Source organism: Streptomyces sp. NPDC033178 (assembly GCF_055577685.1).
The window spans coordinates 719887-743504 of the sequence record NZ_JBVIPT010000003.1; the positions used below are offsets into that span (position 1 = coordinate 719887).

General features: G+C 69.1%; 17 protein-coding genes. 7 read left to right on the forward strand and 10 right to left on the reverse strand.

Annotated elements, in window-relative coordinates; translation table 11 throughout:
* The first annotated feature begins 57 nt into the window (after positions 1-57).
* On the forward strand, positions 58-1071 hold the full coding sequence (locus ACZ5VQ_RS10415; RefSeq protein WP_454355689.1) for a Gfo/Idh/MocA family protein: 1014 nt from the start codon (positions 58-60) through the stop codon (positions 1069-1071).
* 196 nt (positions 1072-1267) lie between these two features.
* Here the strand turns inward: ACZ5VQ_RS10415 and ACZ5VQ_RS10420 are convergent, their stop codons facing one another.
* From ACZ5VQ_RS10420 to ACZ5VQ_RS10430, 3 genes are all read right to left on the reverse strand, one after another.
* Positions 1268-2455, reverse strand: a complete 1188-nt coding sequence (locus tag ACZ5VQ_RS10420; protein ID WP_469104522.1) for a cytochrome P450 family protein — start codon at positions 2453-2455, stop codon at positions 1268-1270.
* A 41-nt stretch (positions 2456-2496) separates the two neighbouring features.
* Positions 2497-3168 (reverse strand): response regulator, encoded by a 672-nt coding sequence (locus ACZ5VQ_RS10425; protein WP_469104523.1) that lies wholly within the window; start codon positions 3166-3168, stop codon positions 2497-2499.
* A gap of 130 nt (positions 3169-3298) precedes the next feature.
* The gene (locus ACZ5VQ_RS10430) at positions 3299-4555 is read right to left on the reverse strand and encodes a sensor histidine kinase (RefSeq protein WP_469104524.1); all 1257 of its coding nucleotides are present in this window, start codon (positions 4553-4555) and stop codon (positions 3299-3301) included.
* Positions 4556-4734: 179 nt separating this feature from the next.
* Between ACZ5VQ_RS10430 and ACZ5VQ_RS10435 the strand changes: the two genes are divergently transcribed.
* From ACZ5VQ_RS10435 to ACZ5VQ_RS10445, 3 genes are all read left to right on the forward strand, one after another.
* Positions 4735-4938: a hypothetical protein gene (locus tag ACZ5VQ_RS10435; protein WP_306936695.1), complete on the forward strand. Its 204-nt coding sequence runs from the start codon at positions 4735-4737 to the stop codon at positions 4936-4938.
* 343 nt (positions 4939-5281) lie between these two features.
* Positions 5282-5677 carry a guanyl-specific ribonuclease gene (locus ACZ5VQ_RS10440; RefSeq protein WP_469104525.1) on the forward strand — a complete coding sequence of 132 codons (396 nt, stop codon included), beginning with the start codon at positions 5282-5284 and terminating at the stop codon, positions 5675-5677.
* A gap of 767 nt (positions 5678-6444) precedes the next feature.
* Entirely contained in the window at positions 6445-7392 is a 948-nt protein-coding gene (locus ACZ5VQ_RS10445) for a DUF3626 domain-containing protein (RefSeq protein ID WP_469104526.1), read from the forward strand.
* A gap of 658 nt (positions 7393-8050) precedes the next feature.
* Here the strand turns inward: ACZ5VQ_RS10445 and ACZ5VQ_RS10450 are convergent.
* The 4 genes from ACZ5VQ_RS10450 to ACZ5VQ_RS10465 form a co-directional block, all read right to left on the reverse strand.
* Positions 8051-9412: a TrpB-like pyridoxal phosphate-dependent enzyme gene (locus ACZ5VQ_RS10450; RefSeq protein WP_469104527.1), complete on the reverse strand. Its 1362-nt coding sequence runs from the start codon at positions 9410-9412 to the stop codon at positions 8051-8053.
* Positions 9413-9415: 3 nt separating this feature from the next.
* Positions 9416-9697 (reverse strand): acyl carrier protein, encoded by a 282-nt coding sequence (locus ACZ5VQ_RS10455; RefSeq protein ID WP_469104528.1) that lies wholly within the window; start codon positions 9695-9697, stop codon positions 9416-9418.
* Between the two features lie 83 nt (positions 9698-9780).
* A complete protein-coding gene (locus tag ACZ5VQ_RS10460; protein ID WP_469104529.1) occupies positions 9781-11154 on the reverse strand; it encodes an FAD-binding oxidoreductase in 1374 nt (457 codons plus the stop codon).
* A 108-nt stretch (positions 11155-11262) separates the two neighbouring features.
* On the reverse strand, positions 11263-11724 hold the full coding sequence (locus ACZ5VQ_RS10465) for a hypothetical protein (RefSeq protein ID WP_469104530.1): 462 nt from the start codon (positions 11722-11724) through the stop codon (positions 11263-11265).
* 669 nt (positions 11725-12393) lie between these two features.
* Here ACZ5VQ_RS10465 and ACZ5VQ_RS10470 point away from each other — a divergent pair.
* From ACZ5VQ_RS10470 to ACZ5VQ_RS10480, 3 genes are read left to right on the forward strand one after another with little or no spacing between them, the layout of a single operon-like run.
* The gene (locus tag ACZ5VQ_RS10470; RefSeq protein ID WP_469104531.1) at positions 12394-13554 is read left to right on the forward strand and encodes an acyl-CoA dehydrogenase family protein; all 1161 of its coding nucleotides are present in this window, start codon (positions 12394-12396) and stop codon (positions 13552-13554) included.
* 10 nt (positions 13555-13564) lie between these two features.
* On the forward strand, positions 13565-15142 hold the full coding sequence (locus tag ACZ5VQ_RS10475; protein ID WP_469104532.1) for an amino acid adenylation domain-containing protein: 1578 nt from the start codon (positions 13565-13567) through the stop codon (positions 15140-15142).
* Between the two features lie 22 nt (positions 15143-15164).
* Positions 15165-15962, forward strand: a complete 798-nt coding sequence (locus tag ACZ5VQ_RS10480; RefSeq protein WP_469104533.1) for an alpha/beta hydrolase — start codon at positions 15165-15167, stop codon at positions 15960-15962.
* A 25-nt stretch (positions 15963-15987) separates the two neighbouring features.
* Here the strand turns inward: ACZ5VQ_RS10480 and asnB are convergent, their stop codons facing one another.
* The 3 genes from asnB to ACZ5VQ_RS10495 all read right to left on the reverse strand — a co-directional run bounded on the left by asnB (position 15988) and on the right by ACZ5VQ_RS10495 (position 23445).
* The gene (asnB, locus tag ACZ5VQ_RS10485) at positions 15988-17817 is read right to left on the reverse strand and encodes an asparagine synthase (glutamine-hydrolyzing) (RefSeq protein ID WP_469104598.1); all 1830 of its coding nucleotides are present in this window, start codon (positions 17815-17817) and stop codon (positions 15988-15990) included.
* A 251-nt stretch (positions 17818-18068) separates the two neighbouring features.
* A complete protein-coding gene (locus ACZ5VQ_RS10490; protein WP_469104599.1) occupies positions 18069-19118 on the reverse strand; it encodes a ParB/RepB/Spo0J family partition protein in 1050 nt (349 codons plus the stop codon).
* A gap of 535 nt (positions 19119-19653) precedes the next feature.
* A complete protein-coding gene (locus ACZ5VQ_RS10495; RefSeq protein ID WP_469104534.1) occupies positions 19654-23445 on the reverse strand; it encodes an SDR family NAD(P)-dependent oxidoreductase in 3792 nt (1263 codons plus the stop codon).
* Positions 23446-23618 lie beyond the last annotated feature (173 nt).

Consider the following 23618-nt stretch of genomic DNA (forward strand, 5'->3'; position numbering starts at 1 on the left):
TTCGATTGTCCGGACAAAGCGTTGACAGGGTGTAGGGTCCGCCCTCAGTTTGGTCCCATGCGCATCGGACTCATCGGGACGGGTCGAATTGGTACATTTCATGCGACCGCCCTCAGCCGGCACCGCGAGGTCGGCGGCTCTCTCATCGTCACGGACGCGGACACCGCACGCGCCCGTCGGCTCGCGGACCGCTTGGGCGCCACGGCGGCGCCCGGCGTGGACGAGATCTTCACCTGGGGTGTGGACGCCGTCGTCATCACGGCTGCCACCTCAGCACACGGCGAACTGATCGGTCGGGCAGCACGGGCCGGGCTTCCGGTGTTCTGCGAGAAGCCGATCGCCCTCGACCTGCAGGGCACATTAACGGCGATCGCGGAGGTCGAGACTGCCGGAACGATCCTGCAGATGGGGTTCCAGCGGCGGTTCGACTCCGGGTACACGGCCGCGCGGGAGGCGGTGCGCTCCGGCTCGCTCGGGCGGCTGCACACCGTGCGCGCCATGACCTCCGACCAGTCGCCGCCGCCGGTCGCCTACCTGCCGCTGTCCGGCGGGCTGTACCGGGACACGCTGGTGCACGACTTCGACATGCTGCGCTGGGTGACGGGCCGCGAGGTCACCGAGGTGTGCGCGATGGGCTCGGACGCCGGGCCCTCGATGTTCCGCGACGCGGGCGACATCGACACGGCCGCGGCCGTCCTCACCCTGGACGACGGCACGCTCGCCTCCGCCACGGCGACCCGGCTCAACGGCGCCGGATACGACGTACGCATGGAACTGGCCGGTGAGCTGGACCAGATCGGGGTCGGGCTCGACGACCGTACGCCGATCGCCTCCACGGAGCCGGCGGGGCCGCCTGCCGCGACGAAGCCGTGGACCGGGTTCCTTGAGCGGTTCGGGCCCGCGTACGAGGCGGAGCTGCATGCGTTCGTCGAGGTCGTGCGGGGGGAGCGGGCCAATCCGTGCGACGGGCGGGAGGCGTTGCAGGCGCTGCGGATCGCCGAGGCGTGCGAGTTGTCTCGGCGCGAGCGCCGGGTCGTGCGTCTTGGGGAGATCGCGGGGGCGCGGGACTGAGGGGGCTTTCGCCCCCGCCGCCCCTACCCATTCCCGTCCCTTTTCGGGGGCCAGCCCCCGAACCCCCGCTCCTCAAACGCCGGAGGGGCTGAACTTCAGCCCGTCCGGCGTTTGAGGACGAGCGCGTCAGCGCGATACGGGGGTCTGGGGGCGGAGCCCCCAGGGACGGGACGGGTAGGGGCGGCGGGGGCGAGAATCATCCCCAGCGGAGCGGCAGGGTTCGTACCCCCCGCATCAACATCCCCGGCAGCCAACCCCCGGCCGGGCCGTCCAGGGCCAGGTCTGGGCAGCGGTCGAGGAGGGAGCGGAGCGCCACCCGCGCTTCGAGGCGGGCCAGCGGAGCACCCAGGCAGTAGTGGATGCCGTGCCCGAAGGCGACATGGCCACGGGCGTCGCGCCGGATGTCGAAGCGGTCGGGGGCCGGATAGCGGACCCCGTCGCGATCGGCCGCGGTGAGGCCGACCATCACCGCCTCCCCCGCCCCGACGGCCGTACCGGCGATCTCCAACGCCTCCGCCGCGTACCGGAACGTCGCGTTCTCCACGGGCCCCTCGTACCGCAGCATCTCTTCCACGGCACCGTCGAGCAACGTCATGTCGGCGCGCAGCGCGGCGAGTTGGTCGGGATGGGTGAGCAGCGCGTGGACGCCCCCGGCGAGGAGGTTGACCGTCGTCTCGTGACCGGCGATGAGCAGCACGAACGCCATGCCGCGCAGCTCCTGCGGCGAGAGCCGGTCGCCGTCCTCGGCGGTCGTCCGGATGAGGCTGCTGAGCAGGTCGTCGGCGGGCCCGGCGCTCTGCTTGTACTCGATCAGGTCGTTGAGATACGCGGCGAGTTGGACGAACGCCTCGTACTCGCTCTCCCCGCTGGTCGGCGCGACGGCCTCCGACGAGATCGCGCGGAACGCCGCCCGGTCGATCTCCGGCACCCCGAGCAGTTCGCAGATGACGGTGAGGGGCAGCGGGTAGGCGAAGGACTCCACGAAGTCGGCGCGGCCGCGCGGCAGCATCTCGTCGAGCAGGGTGTCCGTGATCTCCTGGACGCGCGGCCTGAGCTTCTCCACCCGGCGCGCGGTGAACTCACGGGCGATGAGGGACCGCAGCCGTGTGTGCTGCGGCGGGTCGGCGACCAGCAGGTACTTTCCGATCAGCTGCTCGTCGAGGAACGTCACGCCGATCTTCTGGCCGTCCTTGGCGAGGCGGGGGTCGGCGAGCGCGGCCCGTGCCTCCTCGTATCCGACGATCAGCCAGGTCTCGTGGTGCGCGTCGGGGGCCGGCAACCGCACCCGGTGGACCGGTCCGAGCGCGCGCAGTTCCGCGTACACCGGATGCGGGTCCTGCGTGAAAGCCGGCCCGTACTTCCCCAGATCGATCACGTCCACCATGCGCTTCCCCCTCCGTCCATACCAACGCCCACGGCCGCCGGCTAGTGCCCGTCCTCCTCCAGGAGTCCGGCGTCGTACGTCAACAGGGCGATCTGCACACGGTTGTTGAGGTCGAGCTTGGCGAGGATGCGGGAGACGTGCGTCTTGACGGTGGCGACGCTCATGAACAGTTCGGTCGCGATCTCGGCGTTCGAACGGCCCTGGCCGACGGCGACGGCGACCTCGCGCTCACGGTCGTTGAGCGTGGCGACGCGCGTACGGGCGCTCGTACGCCGGGTGTCGGCGGAGGTGCCCGCGGCGTGGGCCATCAACTGCCGGGTCACGATGGGCGAGAGCACGGGATCACCGGCCGCGACCCGGCGTACCGCGTCGAGGATCTCCGCGGGCGGGGTGTCCTTGAGGACGAAGCCGGCCGCGCCCGCGCGCAGTGCCCGCAGCACCTGGTCGTCGGCGTGAAAGGTGGTCAGGACGATGATCTGCGGGGCGTCCTTGCGGCCCCTGAGCCGTTCGGTTGCCGCGAGGCCGTCCACCGTCGGCATGCGGATGTCCATGAGGACGACGTCCGGGCGGGTGCGGTCGACCAGCGCCTCGACCTCGCTGCCGTCGGCGGCCTCGCCCACGATCTCGAGGTCGTCGGCGCCGCCCATCATGAAGGAGAGGCCGGCCCTGACCAGTGGGTCGTCGTCGACGAGGAGCAGACGGATCGGAGTCATGGGCTTACCGTAGTGACCCTTCTCCGCCTGACCTTGTGCTTTTCCCCGGCTCATCGGCGGAAGTGCCCCCTCACTCGGTCGTCGTGGCCGCGTGCCCGGCTCACGTTCCGGCGCGGACCTCAGGGCGCGCTCACCCCCAGGGCAGCCACGCGCTCACCTGGAAGCCGCCGTCCTCCCCGGGTCCGTGCTCGAAGTGCCCGCCCGCGAGCGTGGCCCGTTCGGTGAGGCCGATGAGCCCCTGCCCTGAACCGGGGACATGCGGCACGTCGCCGGGCGGCGGCGGGTTGCGTACGGAGATGGTGAGACCGTCGCCCGGCGCCCCGGCCACCGTGACCGTGACCTCCGCGCCCGGGGCGTGCTTGCGGGCGTTGGTCAGGCCCTCCTGGGCGATGCGGTAGGCGGTGCGGCCGACGGAGGCGGGGACCGTGCCGGCATCCGTGACGCGGTTGTCCAGCGTGACCTTCATCCCGGCCTCACGGCTCTCGGACACCAGCCCCTCCAGGGCCCCGAGGGTCGGCTGCGGCCGCCCGGACTCCTCCGCGCCGTCGCCGGAGGCACGCAGTACGCCGATGATCTCCCGCAGATCCTGCAGGGCCTCGTGCGCGCTCTCCCGGATGACCCCGGCGGCCCGCGCCACCTCGACCTGGGGGGCGTCCGGGCGGAACTCGAGCGCTCCGGCGTGCACACTGAGCAGGGTCAGCCGATGGGCCAGGACGTCGTGCATCTCACGCGCGATCGCCTCCCGGGCCAGCCGCTGGGCCTGCTCGGCTCGCAGCGCCGACTCGGTCTCGGCCCGCTGCGCCCGGTCCCGCAGACTCAGCATGAGCTGACGCTTGGAGCGCGCGAGCGTGCCCCAGCCGACCACCGTGGCGGTCAGCAGCCAGCCGAGGGCGACGATCAGGACGTACGGGACCTCGGGATCGGGGCGCAGCCAGTAGAAGAGGGGAAGCAGGGCGGCGGAGGCTCCGCCCGTCCAGGCGGCGTACTTGAAGGGCCGGTGCACGGCGACCGTGAACAGGGCGACCAGGCCCGCGCCGCCCGCGGTGTTCGAGATGAAGCAGACCGGGACCATCGCCACGGCCAGGCCGACCGGCCAGCGCCGCCGGAGCCAGACCGCCGCGCAGGCGAGCGCGCCGAGCCACTGGTCCACGGCTTGCAGGGCGTACGGGATGTCGGTGTTCCCGGACATCTCGTCCGCGCCGATCAGTCCCACCGTGACGGCGATCAGGAAGCAGGCGAAGTCGACGAGCCAGTCGCGCGCGGTGCGCTTGGGGCGCCCCTTCCGGCCGGACCGGTCGGGGTCGAGCTCGGCGGTGACCGCCGACGGCAGAAACCACCGGCGCCCTGGGACGGGCGGGGGCTTCGGCAGTGGCGCGGTATCACTCACGGTCGACAAATCTACGCATCGCTGTCCGTTCGCACCGCCCCTGCCACCTGATCACCGACCAAAGTAGTCACACGAGCGACTTTGGACGCAGCCGCGGCGAACCGGCCGGGGACTTCCGTCAGGCGTACCTCGCCCCGCGGCCGATGAGCGTGGGGGGTCCGCGGGGCGAGGATCCTTGCATGAAGCAGGTGCTGGAGTTTCTCGGTGTGATCGCCCTCGTTCAGGGCGTGGCGGGCCTGGTGTACGAGTTCACCGGCCGGCTGCGCGGCTGGGGCCTCGTACAACGGCTCGACTTCCTCGACGGCCGCGAGATCTACGGGAGCGTTGCACTGCTCGTACTGGCGTTCGCGCTGTTCGCGGCGGCCGAGAGCCGGAAGCCCTGACGAGCGGGAACCGGGCCTCCGGCGAACGGCCCGCCGTCGCCGACACCGATTGGAGGTCGGTTCCGGACACCGCCCGTCTTTTCGGCGGGTCTGGATGGCGTCCCCGTCCTTGCGAGACGACCTCACCGTGCCACGCCACAGCAACCAGGCAGAACCCAGCGACAAGCCGCTCGCCCGCAGAGCCGAATGCTTCACCATCGACCCCGCCCAGGCGCAAGCTCCGCAGGCGATCCGGCGCAGGGCGGATCTCGAAGTTAACTTCCGGAAAACTCATCGGACTTGACGGGAAAATCTTCAAACTTGACATTGACATGCCACTGTCTACGCGCGTCATCATGAAGGCATGAGATTCCCCCCACGAATCACTCGCATCGGCGCCGCAGCCGCCGTCCTGTCCGCCCTCCTCGTCGGCGGCACCGTCACCGCCAACGCCGCGGACACGTCCGCCGCAGCAGTCGGCAGCATCTGCTACGGCAGCCTGCCGTCCCAGGCACACGACACGCTCGACCTCATCGAGCAGGGCGGTCCCTACCCCTATTCGCAGGACGGCAGCGTCTTCCAGAACAGGGAAGGCATCCTGCCCAGCCAGTCCACTGGCTACTATCACGAGTACACAGTGATCACGCCCGGTTCCTCCACGCGCGGTGCCCGTCGCATCGTCACCGGTAACAGGAACCAGGAGGACTACTACACCTCCGACCACTACGCCTCGTTCAGGCTGGTCAACTACAGCTGCTGACCGGCACGTACGAGCGATCCACGGAACACACGGTTGACCGGAGGCCCGGTTCGAGCTCTTCCGGGCTTCCGGCTCTCGGTGGCCGCGAACGGCGGCATCGGCAGCGCACTCTCGTGTGTGTCTCGTAGCCGTCGCGGAGGTCGAGCCGCCGCACGAGGCCCCAGCCGCGCAGGCGACCGGTGAACTCGTGTACCAGGCCGGCCACGCCCTGAACGAGGACGATCGCACCGAGCGGCTCCAGCACCTCCTTCGCACAAGGACCCTCGCCCCGCGGACCCCCCACGCCATCGGCCGCGGGGCGAGGCACGTCCGGAGGATGTCGCGGACCAAGAGGTGGTCCGCTCCGCGAGGACGCATCCATCAGAGCCACGGCAGGCCCCCTCCCGCCCGAAGCACACCTGCGCTGGGCATGGGACGGCAGGAATCGGCTGCCGTCGCGTGTCAAGGATGCTTCAGGCCAAGTTGGTGCACATGTACACGCACACCAAGTTGCCTTCTCCGGCCCGCCCTCTCGGCGGTCGGCCGGCCGCGGTCCGGCGCGCCCCAGGCCTGTCGGCCAAGGAAGTCCAGGTCGTCTCAGGGCCGTTGGTCGAGATCTCGGGGCGCGGGCAGACGCTTCGCCTCCCCCTTGGGGCAGTTGACGAATGAGCTGTGGATTTCCTGCTCGGTGAGTGATCTCATTGGAGGGTTTTCCGGGAATTGATGCGCCCGTATCCGGGGTGTCCAGGCACGGGTCGGGGTGGGCAGGCGCAGTTCGGGGGGAGCGAATGGATTTCCGGCACGTGCACTCGGCACGGGCACGCGCGGCACTGCGTCATGTGGCGACACTGTCCTCGGGCCCGGGTGTCGGCCCCGACGTGCGGGTGACCCTCAACTTCCATCCGGACCGGCTCTGCGACGGCCTGCCCATCCTGGAGGCACTGGCCCGGGACGGGCGGTACGTCTCACAGTTCGTCACGAGAACCGGCAACGGCAAACTCTCCGCCCACCCCGGCGGGGGCCGCTGGCTCTGGGAGAGCCGGATCTTCGCCGGGGCGTACGACGACGCCCCCGCGGCCGAGCGGCCCGTGTACGGCGCGCTCAACTTCCGAGGTCAAGTCGTCGGCGCCGCCCCGCGGTTCGGCTCCTCGCACTTCCGGCTCACCGGCGCCTCCCTCGCCCGCGCCACGTTCTGCTACCCCGACAGCGCGTTCGAGCCGACCGATTTCGGGGTCGCCGCCGGCATGTCCCTCATCGCACTGGCCGAATCGGACGAGCACGACGCCCTTGACGACTACATCGAGGCCCAGGTGCACGGCGCGGTCCTGCTGGCGAGAGACGTGGAGGCGTTCGTCCTCGACGAGAGCTACCGCGGCACACCCGTCGAGACCGCGGCCCGCATGCTGCCCTGTCCCGTAGAGTGGCATCCCGGCTACCGGCTCACCGTCGAGCGACTGCGTCGGCACGCGGACTACCGCGGCCCCGAGTTCGCAGACCTGGGTGCCCGCATAGCAGAGGACGACCTGATCAACCCGCGCATCATCGGCGACGCCGCCCGTACCTGCCGCCACGCGCCGCAGGATCTGAAGATGGTGTGGCACACCCTTGCCCGCTTCGGGGCGCCCGAGGGGGCGGGCACGGCATGCACCCGGCGTTCGTTCCTGACCCGCGCGCCGGTTGCTGCGCAGGCCGGTGCGGTCCGCCGCATCCGCGGCGTCACCACCCGCGGCGCATAGACGCGGAGCGCCCGGTTCCTCGATCTCGCCGGACTCTCGCCCGGCCGCCGTGCTCGGCCGCGCACGTCCGTGTCTGCGGCACGGCGCGTCCCGGCGGACTCGACGATCCCGCCGACCGCCTGGCCCACCTCGTCCCACCGGGCGGCAGCACCTACAACACCGTCCGGGAACGCTGTCTCACCGGCGGCACCCGCTACGTGCTGAAGCTGACGCCTGTCCCGGCCGTCCCCGGTCCGCGGCCAGGGAGCGCGAACTCCCCCCGGTGAGGCGGAGTTCTGCCGGGCAGCGACCGTGGCCGGAGTCCGGCCCCGCGGTTGGTGGCCGTCGGCTGCGACACCGGGGGACGAACCCGGGCGGTCCCTGCCGGTGCGGCGAAAGCTCGCAGCGACGGTCATGTTCGCGGGTGGCGATGAACATCGTGACCCACTCGAACCGGACGTGCGGCAGGACGAGCGCGGCGGATCAGGGAACCAACCGGGCTCCCGCACAGGTGGGTTGAGACGTCGGACATCTCACTCCACGGCGCGGGAGCCTCATGATTTGCCTCTTTGGCGCGGGAGCCTCACGCGTTGCCTCCACGGCGCGGAAGGCCTCGTCCGTTGTTTCTACGGCGCGGGAGCCTCGCGCCTTGGGAACACCAACTCCGTTCCCGCCCGGCCTACAACAGGCTGCTGAGAGATGTCTGGATCTCCTCGTCGCTGGGCTCGGAGTCGACCATCTCTCCCGAGAGGAACTGTTCGTAGGCCCCCAGGTCCAACAGACCATGACCGCTCAGGCTGAAGAGGATCACACGCTTGCGCCCTTGCCGACGGGCTTCGACGGCCTCTTCCATCGCGTGGGTGACCGCGTGCGCGGACTCCGGCGCCGGGACGATTCCCTCAGCCCTGGCGAAGGTGCGGCCGGCTTCGAAGACACGCGTCTGGGCATAGGCCGCCGCCTCAACCAGCTTGTTGTCGTACATCGCGCTGACGATGGGAGCGGCGCCGTGGTACCGAAGCCCTCCGGCGTGGATGTGGTACGCGGCGAACCTGTGCCCCAGGGTGTACATCTTCGTCCTCGGGGTCACGCCGGAGAAGTCGGTGTAGTCCAGCAGGTACCTGCCCCTGGTCATCTTGGGGCAGGCCTCGGGCTCGACCGCGATGAAACGAAGATCGGGGTTCTGTGTCCGTGCCTCTCGATAGAACGGGAAGGTGATGCCGGCGAAGTTGCTTCCCGCCCCCATCGCGGCGATCACGACGTCCGGGAACTCCCCGGCCAGCTTCATCTGCAGCAGGGCCTCTTCACCAATGACCGTCTGGTGGAGCAGAACGTGGTTCTCGCCGCTCCCGATGGAGAAGCGCGCGGCGGGCCGGGTGGCGGCGTACTCGATGGCCTCGGCGTTGGCGATCCCGAGACTGCCCGGTGCGTCGGGGTTCTCCCGCAGCGCCGCACGGCCCACTTCGGTCAGCGTGCTCGGGCTCTTGATGACCCGGGCCCCGTTGAGCCGCATGAGTGTTCCGCGGTAGGGCTTCTGCTCGTAGCTGCACCGCACCATGAAAACGGTGCATTCCATTCCGTACGGGTGGCAGGCCATGGCGAGGGCAGTTCCCCACTGGCCCGCTCCCGTTCCCGTCACCATTTCCTTGACACCGGATCGGCTGTAGTAATACGCCTGAGGCAGGGCCGTGTTGATCTTGTGGCTGCCCGACGGGCTGGTCCCCTCGAACTTGAAATAGATGTGCGCGGGCGTGTCGAGCGCCCTCTCCAGCCTGGTGGCCCGGTGCAGGGGCGTGGGCCGCCAGCGCTGGTACTCGCTGCGGACCTGCTCGGGGATCTCCACGAACCGCCCGCTTCCGGTGCCCTGCCGGTACAGGGACAGCGGGAGCTGGGGACGCAGTGTCCGGGCTTCTTGCGCCCCCGTGTCCTGGACCAGGGGCGGCTGGGGCGCGGGGACCTCGACCTGCAGGTCGGCGAGGACGTTGTACCAGTGGGTGGGCACCTGGTCCTTGTTCAGGTAGAACACATCGCCGGTCACCGGCATGCCTCAGACCCCCGGACCGTCGTTCACGGGTCCGGCTGCCACTGCGCCCCGGCCCCGCTCCGCCACGTCCACGACCAGATCTACCAAGCTGCCCACTGTGTCGAGGCTCGCGTTCATGACGTCCTCGTCGTCGATCTCGAAGCCGAACTCACCCTCGAAGGTCACCAGCAGATGGAGGAGTGTCATCGAGTCCATCTTCAGGGTCGACGAATACAGCGAAAGGTCGTCGGCGAGTCCCTCTGAGTCGATACCCAGGTCAAGGACGTCGACAATGACGCTCTTCACCCTCGTCGACCATTCGTCACTGCTTGACATTCCCATCAGACCTTCCTCGTCCCCTGTCCGACGCCGTGTTGGGGCGCGCGAGCTCACAGAATCTTGCCGGGATTCATGATCCCGAGCGGGTCCAGGGCGTTCTTGATCGCTTGGTGGATGTTCATTCCGTCGTCGCCGAGTTCGTCCCGCAGCCAACGCCTCTTCAGCGTCCCGACGCCGTGTTCTCCGGTGAGAGTGCCGCCCATGCGCAGGGCGGTCCGGAACATGTCGTCCGCGGCGGACCAGATCCGCGCGGGTATCTCGGGTTCGGTGCGGTCGAACAGCAGGGTCGGATGCAGGTTCGCGTCGCCCGCATGCGCCACCGTCGCGATGAGGACGTCGTGCCGCGCGGCGATACGTTGGATCTCCCGCAGCATGTCGCCCAGCCGGGAGCGCGGCACGACGAAGTCCTCGACCATGGTTCTGCCCATCCGCTCCAACGCACCCAGAGCACGCCGACGGACGTCGAGCAGCCGCTCGGACTCCACCTCGTCGGTGGTGACCTGGACCGCGACCGCGTCCAGCTTCCCGCACACCCGGCCCATCTCGACTGCGGCGCGGTCGGCTTCGACGCCGTCGAACTGTGCGAGCAACAGCGCGACCCCGTCGCCGGGCAGGTCGAGCGGCTGCCATTCGTGCAACGCCCGCAGTGTGACCTCGTCGACCAGCTCCAGAAGGCTCGGCCTCAGACCGGCACGGGCGAGGGCCAGCGGTGCCTGTGCCGCGGCGGCGGCACCCGGGAAGTAGGCGGCGACCGTCGCCCTGGGACCGACGTCCTTCGACCGCAGCCGAAGAGTCGCACCGGAAATGACGCCGAGCGTGCCCTCCGAGCCCACGAAAAGGCTCGTGAGGTCGTAGCCGCTCACCCCCTTGGACGTCCGGTGCCCCGTCGTGACGGTTCTCCCGTCGGCCAGGACGACCTCCAGGCCGAGGACCGACTCACGGGTCACGCCGTACTTGAAGCAGCGAAACCCTCCTGCGTTCGTGGCCATGTTCCCGCCCAGTGTCGATTTCATCGCGCTGCCGGGGTCGACCGGGTACATCAGCCCGTGCGCGTCCGCGGCCCGGGCGAGGTCCGCGGTGATCACCCCCGGCTCGACCACGGCCAGTTGGTCGTCGACGGACAGCTCCCGGATGGCCGTCATGCGCTCCAGCGAGAGCACCACGGCCCCGTCTCCGGCCAGTGTCCCGCCGGCCAGGCCCGTGCCCGCGCCTCGGGGAACGACGGGGACCCGGTGCCTGGTCGCCCAGCGCATCGTCTCGACGACGTCCGCGGTGCTGTGTGCGTACACCGCGCACAAAGGCCACCCGGACGGCGTCAGATACGCCTCGTCCGTTCGATGTGCCGCCAGCACACCGTGCTCCGTGCTGACCTCACCATCGACGAGACGATCCGCCAGCTCCGCCACCGGTGCTGTGTCACGCACTTGCGTGCCCCTTCGCTCGCGCCGTCCGCCTCCACCGGCCGCCCACCGTGCCCGTTCCCGTCTCCGTCTCCGTCCGGGACGCCCGGGCGCGGCGGCGGGCCAGGGATCTCACGACTTGAGCGATGCCTCGATCGCCATCCGGATCAGCGGCATCGACCTCACGAGTTGTTCGGTGTCGACGGACTTCGCCAGGTCCTCGTGGCCCTTCTCGGTGAGCAGCGCGGGCAGCTCCAGCAGGCGCCGCTCCGTCCAGTCGAGCGGGTTCGCGGACAGCTCCTCGTCGAACACACGAGGCCCGACATCACCGTCACGGAAATCGGGGTGGTGGTGGTAACGCTGTCGCGGAACCTCGGAGTCGATCCGGTGCGACAGATCGACGCGCCAGATACCGCCGTCGCCCACGGGAAGGACGCGGTGGCCCTCGGCTCCCTCGCGGTGGTGGCTCCCCTCGTACGATTCCGCCCGCCGCACGTCGATCCGGGCCCCCGCGTCCACCTCCTCGTACCGCTCCACGCAGTACCGCACCGTGATGGCCACCTGGCCGTTGATGAAGGTATAGATCGTGCTCATGCCACCCTCCCCTGGTGAGAGTCCAGACCGTCGCCGCATCAGCGCGGTCACACGAAGCCAGCCGCCACGGCCCCGGATCCCGGTGCCGTGCGACGGATCTCCGACGTCAGTTCCCGGATCGTGGGTGCTCGTATTTCCGAGGCCATCTCAAATGCGCCAGGACCCAGACGGAAGTAACGCAAAGGAACGGGAAACACAGCAAGTCTGCGACGAGTTGAAGAGAACAGAAAAGGCACCGTCATGACGCCGGCTCCTCTTGTGACGCGCTCTTCAGGAACCGCTTCCCGACCGTCCAACGATGTCTCATGGGCGCCTGCGAAGCAACGCCTCTCCGGGCGGCGGAGGCGGCGTCCGGCGGCCTCCCGGTGCGCACAGCGGCCTTTCCCGGCGTCCGGTGTTCGACTGACCATCAGGCAGCAGTTGAACAGTGACCAACCGTCCTCCCGGCGGTGGACGGTCCGGCCGAAGCGAGCCCGAATCATCGCTTTGCCCCTGCGCATTCGGCTGCTTACCCTGCCGATGCAGGCCTGCAATCAGGACGGCGGCAGCATGCCGTCGACTTCCCGACGACCCGCGCTCCCCTGTTTCGCGCTGACCGTCCACCGTACTCATGGTTTTGTTGCTGCGCCCTGAACGGGAGGCACATCACGTCGGGGCGAATGGAGAATCATGACGTTCAAGTGGAACGACAGCCATGACGGACTGTTCGAGGACCTGAAGAAACTGGGCTCGGAATTGCAGGAGGACATCTCCGAGCGCGACCGGTCGGGAACATTCGACCACGAAGGATGGAAGCGCTACGCGGAACTCGGGGTGCAGGGCCTGCTGCTGCCCGCCGCGTACGGGGGCAGTGGATACGACCCTCCGCGATACGCGCACATCATGGAGGAACTGGGCCTCAGCTGCCCGGACAACGGGCTCCTCATGGCCCTGGGAGCACACATCCTCGCGGTGGAGCTGCCGATAATGGAGTTCGGCGACGAGGAACAACTCGCGTCGTACCTGCCGGCTCTGGCGTCGGGTCAGGTGATCGGCGCGCATGCGATGACCGAGCCGGGCACTGGTTCGGATGCGCTCGCGCTGACGACAACCGCTCGGCGCGACGGCGACTGGTACGTCCTCGACGGACACAAGCGATACGTCACCAACGCCCCGGTCGCCGATGTCTTCCTCGTCTACGCCACCCTCGACCGGAGTCTCGGCTTCACCGGTGTCACAGCGTTCCTCGTCGAACGGGGCGACGCTGGGATCGAGGTGACACCGGGCAGCGAGAAGCTCGGGCTGCGGACCGCCTCCTGGGGAGACGTGGTCCTCGACAACTGCCGTGTCCCGGCGTCACGGCGGCTGGGCGCCGAGAAGCAGGGCGCGGCGATCTTCGCCCGGACGATGACCTTCGAGCGGGCCCTCATCCTCGCGCCGTGGCTCGGCGTCATGCGGCGCGAGTTGGACGAATGCGTCCGGTACTGCCGCCGGCGGCGGCAGTTCGGCAAGCACATCGCCCATTTCCAGTCCGTGTCCAACCGGCTGGTCGACATGCGGATGCGATGGGAACTCGCGCGCCTGATCACCCGTTCCGCCGCAGCGGCACTCAACGGGCCGGACGCGGGGATCCATCCCGAGCTGAGCAAGCTGTACACGAGTGAGGCCGCCGTCGAGATGTTCACCAGTGCTCTGCAGATCTACGGTGCGCTGGGATACACCCACGACGGACGCGTCGAAAGGAACCTGAGGGACGCCCTCGGCATGACCCTGTCCTCGGGTACCTCGGACATGCAGCGCAGCATCGTCGCTGGGCGCATGGGACTTACCTGGCCGGATCGAAAGAGCTGACGGGAGCCGCATGCGCACTCTCACCGACTATCTGGACGATGCCGCGGCCAAGCAACCGGATGCTCTGGCAGTCGAGTTCCAGGGCGAGACCCTGACCTATGCCGACCTTCACGCGCGGAGCACCGCGTTGGCCGAAACGCTGCTCGGACAGGGCGTCGGCGCCGGTGACCGCGTCGGCCTCTGGCTGCGCAAGTCACCCGAGTCGATCGTGAGCATCTACGGAATCCTCAGGACCGGGGCAGCCTACGTTCCGATCGATCCCAGCGCGCCGCTGGACCGGGCCGCGAAGATCATCGCCGACTGCCGTATGGCCTGCGTCATCTCCCATGACGAACACGTCCCCTGGCTGCTGGATCAAGCGTCCGTCGACGCGCCTGACCGTCCGGTCGTCGCCGTCGGCGCCGCACGGGGCGCCCCCGCCGACCCTCGGGTCATCGCGTGGCCCGACGCCGTCGACGGGGCTGCGGTGACGCCGGCGCGGCCCGCCGGACCGGGTACCGACCCGCAGGCTCCCGCGTATGTCCTCTACACGTCGGGGTCCAAGGGCGTCCCGAAGGGCGTGGTGCTGTCCCACGCGAACGCCATGGCGTTCGTCGAGTGGACGGTGGCCGAGTTCGGCATCACCGCGCACGACCGCGTCTCCAGCCATGCGCCGCTGCACTTCGACCTGTCCGTGCTGGACGTGTTCGCGACATGTCTGGCCGGAGCATGCGTCGTGCTTCTCCCAGAGAGCCAGGTCGGGTTCGGCGGCGTGCTCAACCGCGTCGTCGTCGACCGGAAGGTGACGGTCTGGTACTCGGTGCCCAACGCGCTGAACCGCATGCTGACGGCCCGGAACAGCACGCTCCTCGGCGCGTCCTCGCTGCGCGTCGTCCTGTTCGCCGGGGAGGTCTTCCCCCTGGGCTCGCTGCGACGGCTGCGCGAACTCGTCCCCCAGGCCGACCTCTACAACCTCTACGGCCCCACGGAGACGAACGTCTGCACCTTCCACCACGTGCGTGGAAGCGATGTGGAGCCGGGGCTGACGGAACCCGTTCCCATCGGGCAGCCCTGCCCGTACGCGAGAACGTTCGTCATCGACGAGTCCGGGAACGCGCTCGGCCAGGAGCCGGGTGTCACGGGGGAACTCTGTGTCGCCGGCCCCTCCGTCATGCTCGGCTACTGGCGGGACGACCTCCTCACCGCCGAGAAACTGCTGCTTGTCGCGCAGGCCGACGGCACGTCCGTGGAGGCGTACCGGACCGGAGACACGGTCCGGGTCGACGCCCGGGGCGCCTACGCCTTCCTCGGCAGGAACGACGACATGGTCAAGGTACGCGGGCACCGCGTGGAGCTGGGCGAGGTCGAGTCCGCCCTCTCGGAGAGGGTGCGCGAGGTCGTGTGCGTCGCGGTGGGCGATGCCTCCGGAGAGAAGCACATCGAAGCGTACGTGGTGCCGTTCTCACCGGCCTGTGAGGTGTCGGAGCTGCGCCGGCACTGCCTGGCCGTCCTTCCGCGCTACATGGTTCCGGAGCGGTTCCACATCGTGGCCTCGCTGCCCAGGACGCAGTCCGGAAAGCTCGACAGGCAGGGTGTGCTCGGCCTCTGACAACGAAAGCGGGACACGCGCGATGCGAGTGGTGACCGAGACGTGGTGGAGCGAGGCCCTGGGGAGGCGGAAGTCCGTCACAGTCGTTCTGCCGCCGGGCTACACACCGACCGGCAGACCTTTTCCTGTTCTCTACCTGCTGCACAGTTACGGCGGGAACCGGCGCACCTGGCTCGCGTGCCCGAGCCTGGCCGACCGTGTCGCGGCCCATCGGCTGATCCTGGTCCTGCCCGAATCGGGACGCTACTGGCTGATCAACGACGCGGGCGGGCGACGGTACGAGGACTACTTCATCCATGATGTCGTCGGCCAGGTCGAGAAGCGGTACAACACCGTGGCGTCCCGTTCGGGGCGCGCCGTGGCCGGATTCTCGATGGGCGGAGCCGCGTCCATGTTCCATACGCTGCGCCACGGGGACCTGTTCTCGGTGGCGGGCAGTCACAGCGGCGCCTTCGAGGCGCCGCTGCGCGAGGGCGATCCCTACGCTCCGTACCGTTCGGACCGGCGGCTGATGATGCCGACGGTCAAGGACCACGAACGCGTGTGGGGTCCCGTCGGCAGTGCGGTCCGGCAGGCCTACGACCCGTATCGACTCCTCGCGGACAAAGATCCCCGAGCGCCGCTGCGTCTCTATCTCGATGTCGGCGTGGACGACTACGAGCGCATGATCGAGATGAACAGGAGCATGCGGGACGCCCTGACCGCCCACGGGGTCTCCCACGAGTACCACGAACGCCCCGGCGGTCACGACTGGAGCTTCGTCGACGCGGGCCTGCACCGGCTCTTCGGCTTCGTACGGGAGAACATCCGCACGGCGTGACACCGGCGCCGCGGGCCGCCGGCGCTCAGGCCACGATGCGGACGCCGTAGAGCTCCAGCCAGCGGTTCAACTGGAGCAGGTAGGACAGACCGATGGCCGGTGTCACCGCGGTGATCGGGCCCGGCAGTGTGTCCAGTCCTGACGTGACCGCTGCGCGGACCTTCGCCCGGTCCATGAGGTCGAACACCGGCGCGTTCGGCTCCCCCAGCATGTCGAGGACCAGACCCCGCAGCCGCTCGACGTAGCCGGCGTCACGGCTGACCGGGTACGCGCTCTTCGGCCGCTCGACGACCTCGCGGGGCAGCAGATCCGCGCAGGCCCGGCGGAGCAGTGCCTTCTCGGTCCCGCCATGAGCCTTCAGCTCCAGCGGAACGTTGAAGAGGTACTCCGCCAGTCTGTGATCGGCGAAGGGCACCCTCACTTCGAGGCCGACCGCCATGCTCATCCGGTCCTTGCGGTCGAGCAGGGCACCGAGCCAGCAGCTCAGTCCGAGGTGGAAGACCTCCCGCTCACGTCGGCGGGCGCTGTTCTCGCCCGGCAGTCGCGGGACTTCGGCGAGGGCCTGGCGGTAACGCTCCGCCTCGTAGCGGGCGGGTTCGAGTTCGTCGCGTACGTCGTCGCGGAGCAGCAGCGCCGGCTGACGCTTCGCGTACATCCAGGGGAAGGACGTATGCCCGACGTAGCCGCTGTCGAGCTGCCAGGCGTACCCGCCGAACATCTCGTCGGCGGCCTCGCCGGACAGAGCCACGGTGCACTGTTCCTGGACCCTGCGGAACAGGTGGTACATGGAGGTGTCCAGGTCTCCCCAGCCCGGCAGGTCCCGTGCGAGAAGTCCGCAGTCGATGCCTTCGACGAGGTCGTCCACGCCGACGTCGGCCACGAAGCGCTTGATCCCGAGGTGTTCGGCGACCAGTTTGGCGAAGGGCTCGTCGGCACTGGGGCGCCAGGTGTCGCTTCCCGGGTGCTCCGACGTCCCGACATTCACCGAGTAGCTGCCCAGTTCAGCGTCGAGTTCCTGGACCGCCAGGGCGGTGATGGCACTTGAGTCGATACCACCGGAGAGCAGTGTTCCCACGGGGACATCGGCGACGACCTGCCGCTGGACCGTGTCGCGCAGCAACGATCGCACCTCGGCCGCGGTGGTGTCGAAGTCGTCGGTGTGCGGTCGCGCCTCCATCTGCCAGTACCGGCTCTCGCGACGACCGGACGGTCCGGCGACGACAACGCACCCCGGCTTCACCTCTCGCATCGTGCGGTAGACACCGTGGCCCGGTGTCTTCGCCCGGGGCAGGACCAGGAGTTCGGCGATGCCCTCGCGGTCCACCTCGGCCGCCATGCCGGGATGGGCGAGCAGTGCCTTCGGCTCGGATCCGAAGACGATCCCGTCCCCCACGGGTGCGTAGAAGAGCGGCTTGATCCCCAGCCGGTCCCTGACGAGGAGGAGCTCCCTGGTCCGCTCGTCCCAGAGGGCGAACGCGTACATGCCGTTGAGCCGGTGCACGAAGTCCGCGCCCCAGTGCAGATAGGCGGCGAGGAGCACTTCGGTGTCCGAGCGCGTGGAGAAGTGGGCTCCGTGCGAGCGCAACTGTTCCCTGAGCTCCTGGAAGTTGTAGATCTCCCCGCTGAAGGTGATCACGGCCTGGCCGCCGCCGCGCCCCGTGCGCACCATCGGCTGCCGTCCGCCCTCGATGTCGATCACGGCGAGCCGTCGATGCCCCAGAGCGGCGTGGTCCGACAGCCATGTGCCCTGCGCATCGGGGCCGCGCGGAGCCATGGTTTGCGTCATGGCCGCGATGACGTCCTCGCGGTGCTTCAGGTCCTGCTTCCAGTCGATCCATCCGGCAATGCCGCACATGAATTCTTCCACTTCGCAGAGAGTGAACTAGAGGAGAGGGAATTTCCCGAAGCATCAGAAACACCGGACCGAAGAGGCGCCGTCCGTGACCGCACCGACAGCGCCTCGCCCCTGGCGGCGGTCTGCAGGCAGCGCCTTTACCGGTGTTCGTACGACGCGGAGTCACGGCATCGACGAGCCGTGGTTCACGTGTGGCCCGAGGAAACGGCAGCGCGCCGAGCGGACCGCCGCGTCCGTTCGCGGATCGGCCGTCAGCCGGCGTTTGCGCGCGGCAGTTCCGCTTTGGCCGGCTGGGCGACTTTCAGCTCCTCGCCGAACGTCTGCAGTATCTGCGCATAGCCGCAGCTGAGTTCGGACATGATCGTCCGGCAATGCGGGGGGAGGCTCTGCAGTACCTCTTCCTGCTCCCGCAATGCGACGCGGACGGCGTCGAACATGCGCAGCAGCGAGCGGCCCGTCTCACTGAACCGAAGAGAGGGGTCCCTCCGAAGCCGGTCGAAGATCGAAGTGAGATCGGGCGGTGTCGCGCTGTCCTTGCCGGACCGACTGCCCGCGGAGGGAGCCGCGGTGAGGACCTTCGCGCGCGCCGCCTCGGGCCCGGCACCGCGGGGCACGGGAAGGTCGCCGCGGTCCAGACGGTTGCGTACGTCGGCGGCGGTCGCGGGGGAAATACCTGCGGCTTTCGCGATCTGCCGAAGCGAGGCCGCGGGATTCTGGCTGATGATCTCCGCGGCGCGCTGCCGCCCCTGCGCACTGTCCACCGGCCGCGATCGGCCGTCCCTGCCAATGCGACGCGAGGGCTGTGGGGCTCCTTGCGTGATCTCATTCCTCATCGCGGCCACTCTTCGCGGCGAGAGCCCGGTCAACGAGGCAACCATGCGGTCGCTCCACTCCGGGTGAGTGGTGAAAACCCGCTGGGCGGCTGCGACGCGGTCGTCCCGTGACAGCGGCAGACCGTGTTTGATGTTCGCGGACACCGAGAGCAGGAATACGTCCGCCTCGCTCCCGTGGAAGAAGCGGACATCGATGTCAGTCATGCCACGGATAACCGCTGCGCGCACCCGGTGCACGCCGTCGATCACTTTGTAGGTGGGTTGGTGGACCCAGATCGGGGGTAGATCTTCGCCTGTTTCGGCGATCATTTGAATGTGCTCGGAGTCCTCGCCCTGCAGGCGCGGCGAATCCGAAATTACGAGTGAGTCGATAGGCACCGCGGACACTGTGGAATTTCTGAGAAGTTCCTGTTGACGGGTAAGAGAACTCACCGGACCACTGTCGGCGACGAATCCCCGATAGCGCATCTCTGCCACGTAGACCCCCCTGTTGTCCACTTCTGGACGCCTGTTGCCTCGTGCAATTCCTCGATCACCTGTCCCACCAGTCTCAGTGCTAAATCACCCACCAGCAAGATTGCCGGCAGCTGGAAACGGTTCTCCGCGCCAAGTTGGCCTGTTCGCGTTCCAAGAATGCGGTGACTGTGAATGCTCTTACCATCAAGTCGCCACTTTGTCCCCAACGTGCGCCGTTGACATCAACGGTGTGACGTTGTGTAACCCCGTGCAGGTCGCGGCGACGTTCTGTTCCCACCACGAGAGGCTCCGCGCCATCCGAACCGCTCACAGATCGTCACGGCGCATTACCGTCGCCAACAGCTCGGCGGTGTCGGTTCCCTACACCGTCCGTCCGACCGTGGCGCCCTCTCCACTAAATCACCACCAGCTCTCCTCTGGTTGAGAGAAGCGCTCCCGGACACAAGAGGACCCGATTCCGGACAAGGGCTGCTGCCCACATTCAGGACGTAAGACGTTGACGGCTCGAAAGCGCGAAGTCTTCGGGTCAGGTGCGTGGCTCTCGGCTCGTGGCCGGTTCCGCGACGGGCACGCGGATCCGTTCGATCTCCCGTGCCAGCTTCTCGACCGTGGGGTGGTCATAGAGGTCCTGCACGGTCAGCTGGACGTCGAAGGCGACGCTCAGCCGATCCACCAGGCGCATCGCGGTCAGCGAGTTCCCGCCTTGCTCGAAGAAGTGGTCCGCCCTGTTCAGCGATGCCGGACGCAGGGCCGTGCGCCAGATCTCGGCGACTGCCTGCTCGACCTCACCGACGGGTTCGAGGCCGTCGCTGTCCTGGGCTGCGTGGGCCGGTTCGGCCGGCTCCACTCGTACGGCCACACCGGAACCCACGGCGGAGAGGACCGCCTGGCGGACGCGGTCGCCCGACGCCTCGCCGCGGTAGGACACGGTCACTTGCAAGGGGCCCAGGAAGGCCGGATCGAGCTCGCGCGCGATGTGCTCGTTGCGGTCGTCGAGTCCGACGAGGACGTGCTCGGCGGGGTCGGCGAGCGCGGTACGGAACAGCTGCACACCCTGCTCCGGGTCGATCTCCCGGTAGCCGTGCCGCCGCAGGGCCTCCAGACCGGCCCCTCCGTCCTGGTCCGTTGTCCATCTGCTCCAGGACTGGCATTGGACAGGCCTGCCCAGGCTGCGCCAGTACGTCGCGAACGCGGGCAGGAACCCGCTCGCCGAGGAATACGCGCCGAAGGCCGTGCCTCCGAAGTGGCCGTTGACGGAGGAGAACAGGACCAGGAGCGTGTCCGGCCGGTCCCGCAGCACTTCGGCGATGACCTCGGTACCCGTGACCTTGGCGTGGAACATCCGCTGGAACTCGGCCGTGTCCTCCGTGGTGAGCAGGTGTGCCCCCAGGTCCTGCCAGTAGTGACCGAAGCCGGCACCCGCCAGGTGCACCAGTCCGTCCAGCGCCTGCCTGAACCGCTGCTCGGCCGCGGTGACCACGGCTCGCATCGCGTCCAGGTCGGTCACGTCCGCCTCCTGGAAGATGACGTCGCCGAGCGTGGCGAGTTCGGCGAGACGGGCGGCCCGGTCACCTGTCGGAGCGGAACGGCCGGTCAGGACCAGGCGGACGCCGTATTCGGTGATCAGGAACCGCGCCAGCCGTACGCCGATCTCGCCGAGACCTCCGGTCAGCAGGTAGAGGCCACCGGGGCGAATGCGACGTGCCGCATCCGACGATCTGTCGTGCAGCGGCGTGAGCCGGGGCACCAGCCGTCGCCCGTCGCGATGGGCCACCACCTCGTCCGCGCCCCGGTCACCGAGTTCGGCCAGGACGGACGCTGCCGGATCGAGGTCGTCGAGGCGCAGATCCAGCTGGCGGACCCACGGCACGCCGCCTTCGGCGTTCGCCGTGCGGACCAGGCCGTTGACGGTTGCGCGCACCGGTTCGACGGGGTCGCCCGGTGTGGCGAGCGCACCGTTGGTGACCACGTACAGCGGGGTCCGGTCGTCACCGAGCGCCTTGACCAGCCTGTGCAGGGACCCCACGGACAGGTCCTGGCCGCCGGTGCCTGGGGAGGAGGCGGGGGGCGCGGCGCCGGTTGCCCAGGCGTGCACGATGGCGCCGAGCGTTCCGTGGTCACGCCGGACCGCGGCCAGCAAGTCCACGTAGTGCGCCGGATCGAGGGGGTCGACCCGGTAGGCACCCTTGTCCCGTAGAAAGCCGGTACCGGTCGTGACCGAGACGACCGGGCCCCCGTCGGGGCGGGCCGCGCGCAGACGCGCGCCGAGATCGCCTCTGTCGAACACCAGCCAGACGCCGGAGTGTGCTCGTCCCGGGTCGGCGGCTGCCTGTATCCACGTGGTACCGAAGAGCCATGACGCCGGTCCGTCACCATCGTTGTGGTCGCGACCGCCGGCGGACAACCCGGCCAGCTCGTGGTCGAACGCACCGGCCTGGTAGTCGGCGAGCAGCCGCTTGCGTTCGATCTTCCCCGCCGATGACTTGGGGAACGCCGCCCGCGGAACCGGGACCACCGTGCGGGGCAGCAGACCGACCTCCTTCGACAGCCGGGCACGGATCTCGGAGACGACCTCGTCGCGCTCCCGCGGGGATTCCGCGGTCAGCACGCAGAGCACGACCAGTTCGTCGGTTCCGGCGTCCTGGTCGTACTCACTGCAGGCAGCCACGAAGGTGGGCAGCACACCGTCGACCCGCTCGACCACGGACTCGATCTCGTGACAGGAGTAGTTGGCGCTCCGTACGACGACCAGTTCCTTCTCCCGTCCGGTGATGACCAGCCTGCCCTTGTGGACGAAGGCGAGATCACCGGTGATGAACCAGCCGTCGGCGGTGGACGACTCCTCGTTGGCCGCGGGGTTGTTGTGGTACCCGGTCATCCGGGTGATGCCCCGCACCTGCAGGTGGCCGATCCGGTTCTCGGACACGACCCGGCCGGAGTCGTCGACGACCCGCAGCGACGTTCCCGGGATGGGAACACCCACCTCGGCGAAGGTGGGATGGCCGGGCGCCGGCCCGGCGAGTGGCACGAGGGTCCCGCTGAGCGTCCTGGCGTCGACGGTCAGGACGCCGGTCGGCTCGCGGTCGGCCCGTAGTGTCGAGTGCACCATGCCACCGCACACCTCCGACATGCCCCAGGCAGGCCGCATCACGTCGGGGGCGAGGCCGTGCGGCGCGAGCATCCGCAGGAACTCCTGTGTGGTGTGGCCGACGACGGCCTCACCACCGTTGGTGATGTCGCGCAGGCTGGACAGGTCCCAGGTCCGCTGTGCGATCTCCGCCGCCAGGTTCGTCATCAGTGTGATGACGAAGTTGGGGGCCGAACTGTTGGTGACCCGATACCGTTCGATCCAGTCCAGCCAGCGCAACGGATCGGCGACGAAGCTGTCGGTGCGCGCGTTGATGTGCTCCCACTCCATGATCACGTCACGGACGTTGTGCATCACCATGCCGGCGACATGGTCCAGCGGCATGAAGTTGAGGGTCACCTCCTCCGGACCGAAGCCGTTGGCGGCGACGTTGACGTACGCGCGGGTGATGACGGTGCGGTGCGTGTGCCGGACGCACTTGGGCACCCCCGTGCTCCCCGAGGTGAGCAGGTGGACGGCGGGATCATCAGGCAGGGCGCGGCGCGGCTCCGCCGGTTCCGCGGCGCGCAGTTCCTCCACCGCGAGGACTCGGAGACCGGCCGTGTCCCACAAGGTCCGCAGCCCGGCCACCTGACCGGCCAGGGCGGCGTCGGTGACCACGGGTGCCCGGTCGAGCAGTTCCCAGGCGCCGCGCAACCTGCGCGTCACGGCGGTGTCCCAGCGGTAGGTCGGCGCCACCCCGATCGGTGTGGGCACGAAACCGCCCAGCACGCAGGCCCAGAACCCGGTGACGAAGTTGCGGTTGTCGTCGCAGTGCAGCAACACCGAATCGCCCACGGCCAGCCCGTTCGCCCGCAGCCCGGACAGCACCCGGGTGGCGTCGGCCAGCAGCTCCCGGTAGGTCTGCCGGTACTCGCTGCCGTCGCCGAGGACATACGTGGTGCCGCGGTCACCGTCGGCTGCCCGCGTCAGCGCGTCGGTGAGGGTCGCGGGTGCGGTCGACGGCGGCTCCCAAGGGCCGCCGTCCAACTGCGCCGGTGGGAGTTCGACGGCCCCCTCGTGTTCCACCGGATCCGGCACGCCCGCCCGAGACGGGGCCCGCCTCGGGCGTGGGCCGGGAGGTCTGCCGACGGTGACCGTCAGGGCGGCAACCCCGGGCACGGCGCGCCCGGCCGCCTCCGACTGTTCGGCGATGTCCGCGAAGGACCGACGTTCTGGCCCGGTGGGCATGACGCTCTCCTGTCCCAGTCGCACTTTTCACTTCCCCGCTCGCTGCCGAACCAAGGACGTACGTATCTCCACCCGGCGCCCCGAGCTGTTCAACTGCGGCTGAACACGCAGTTGAACCGGGGCCGGTGACCAGGTGCGGGCCGGCGCCGTCGCGGTGGCCCTCGGCGCCGGGG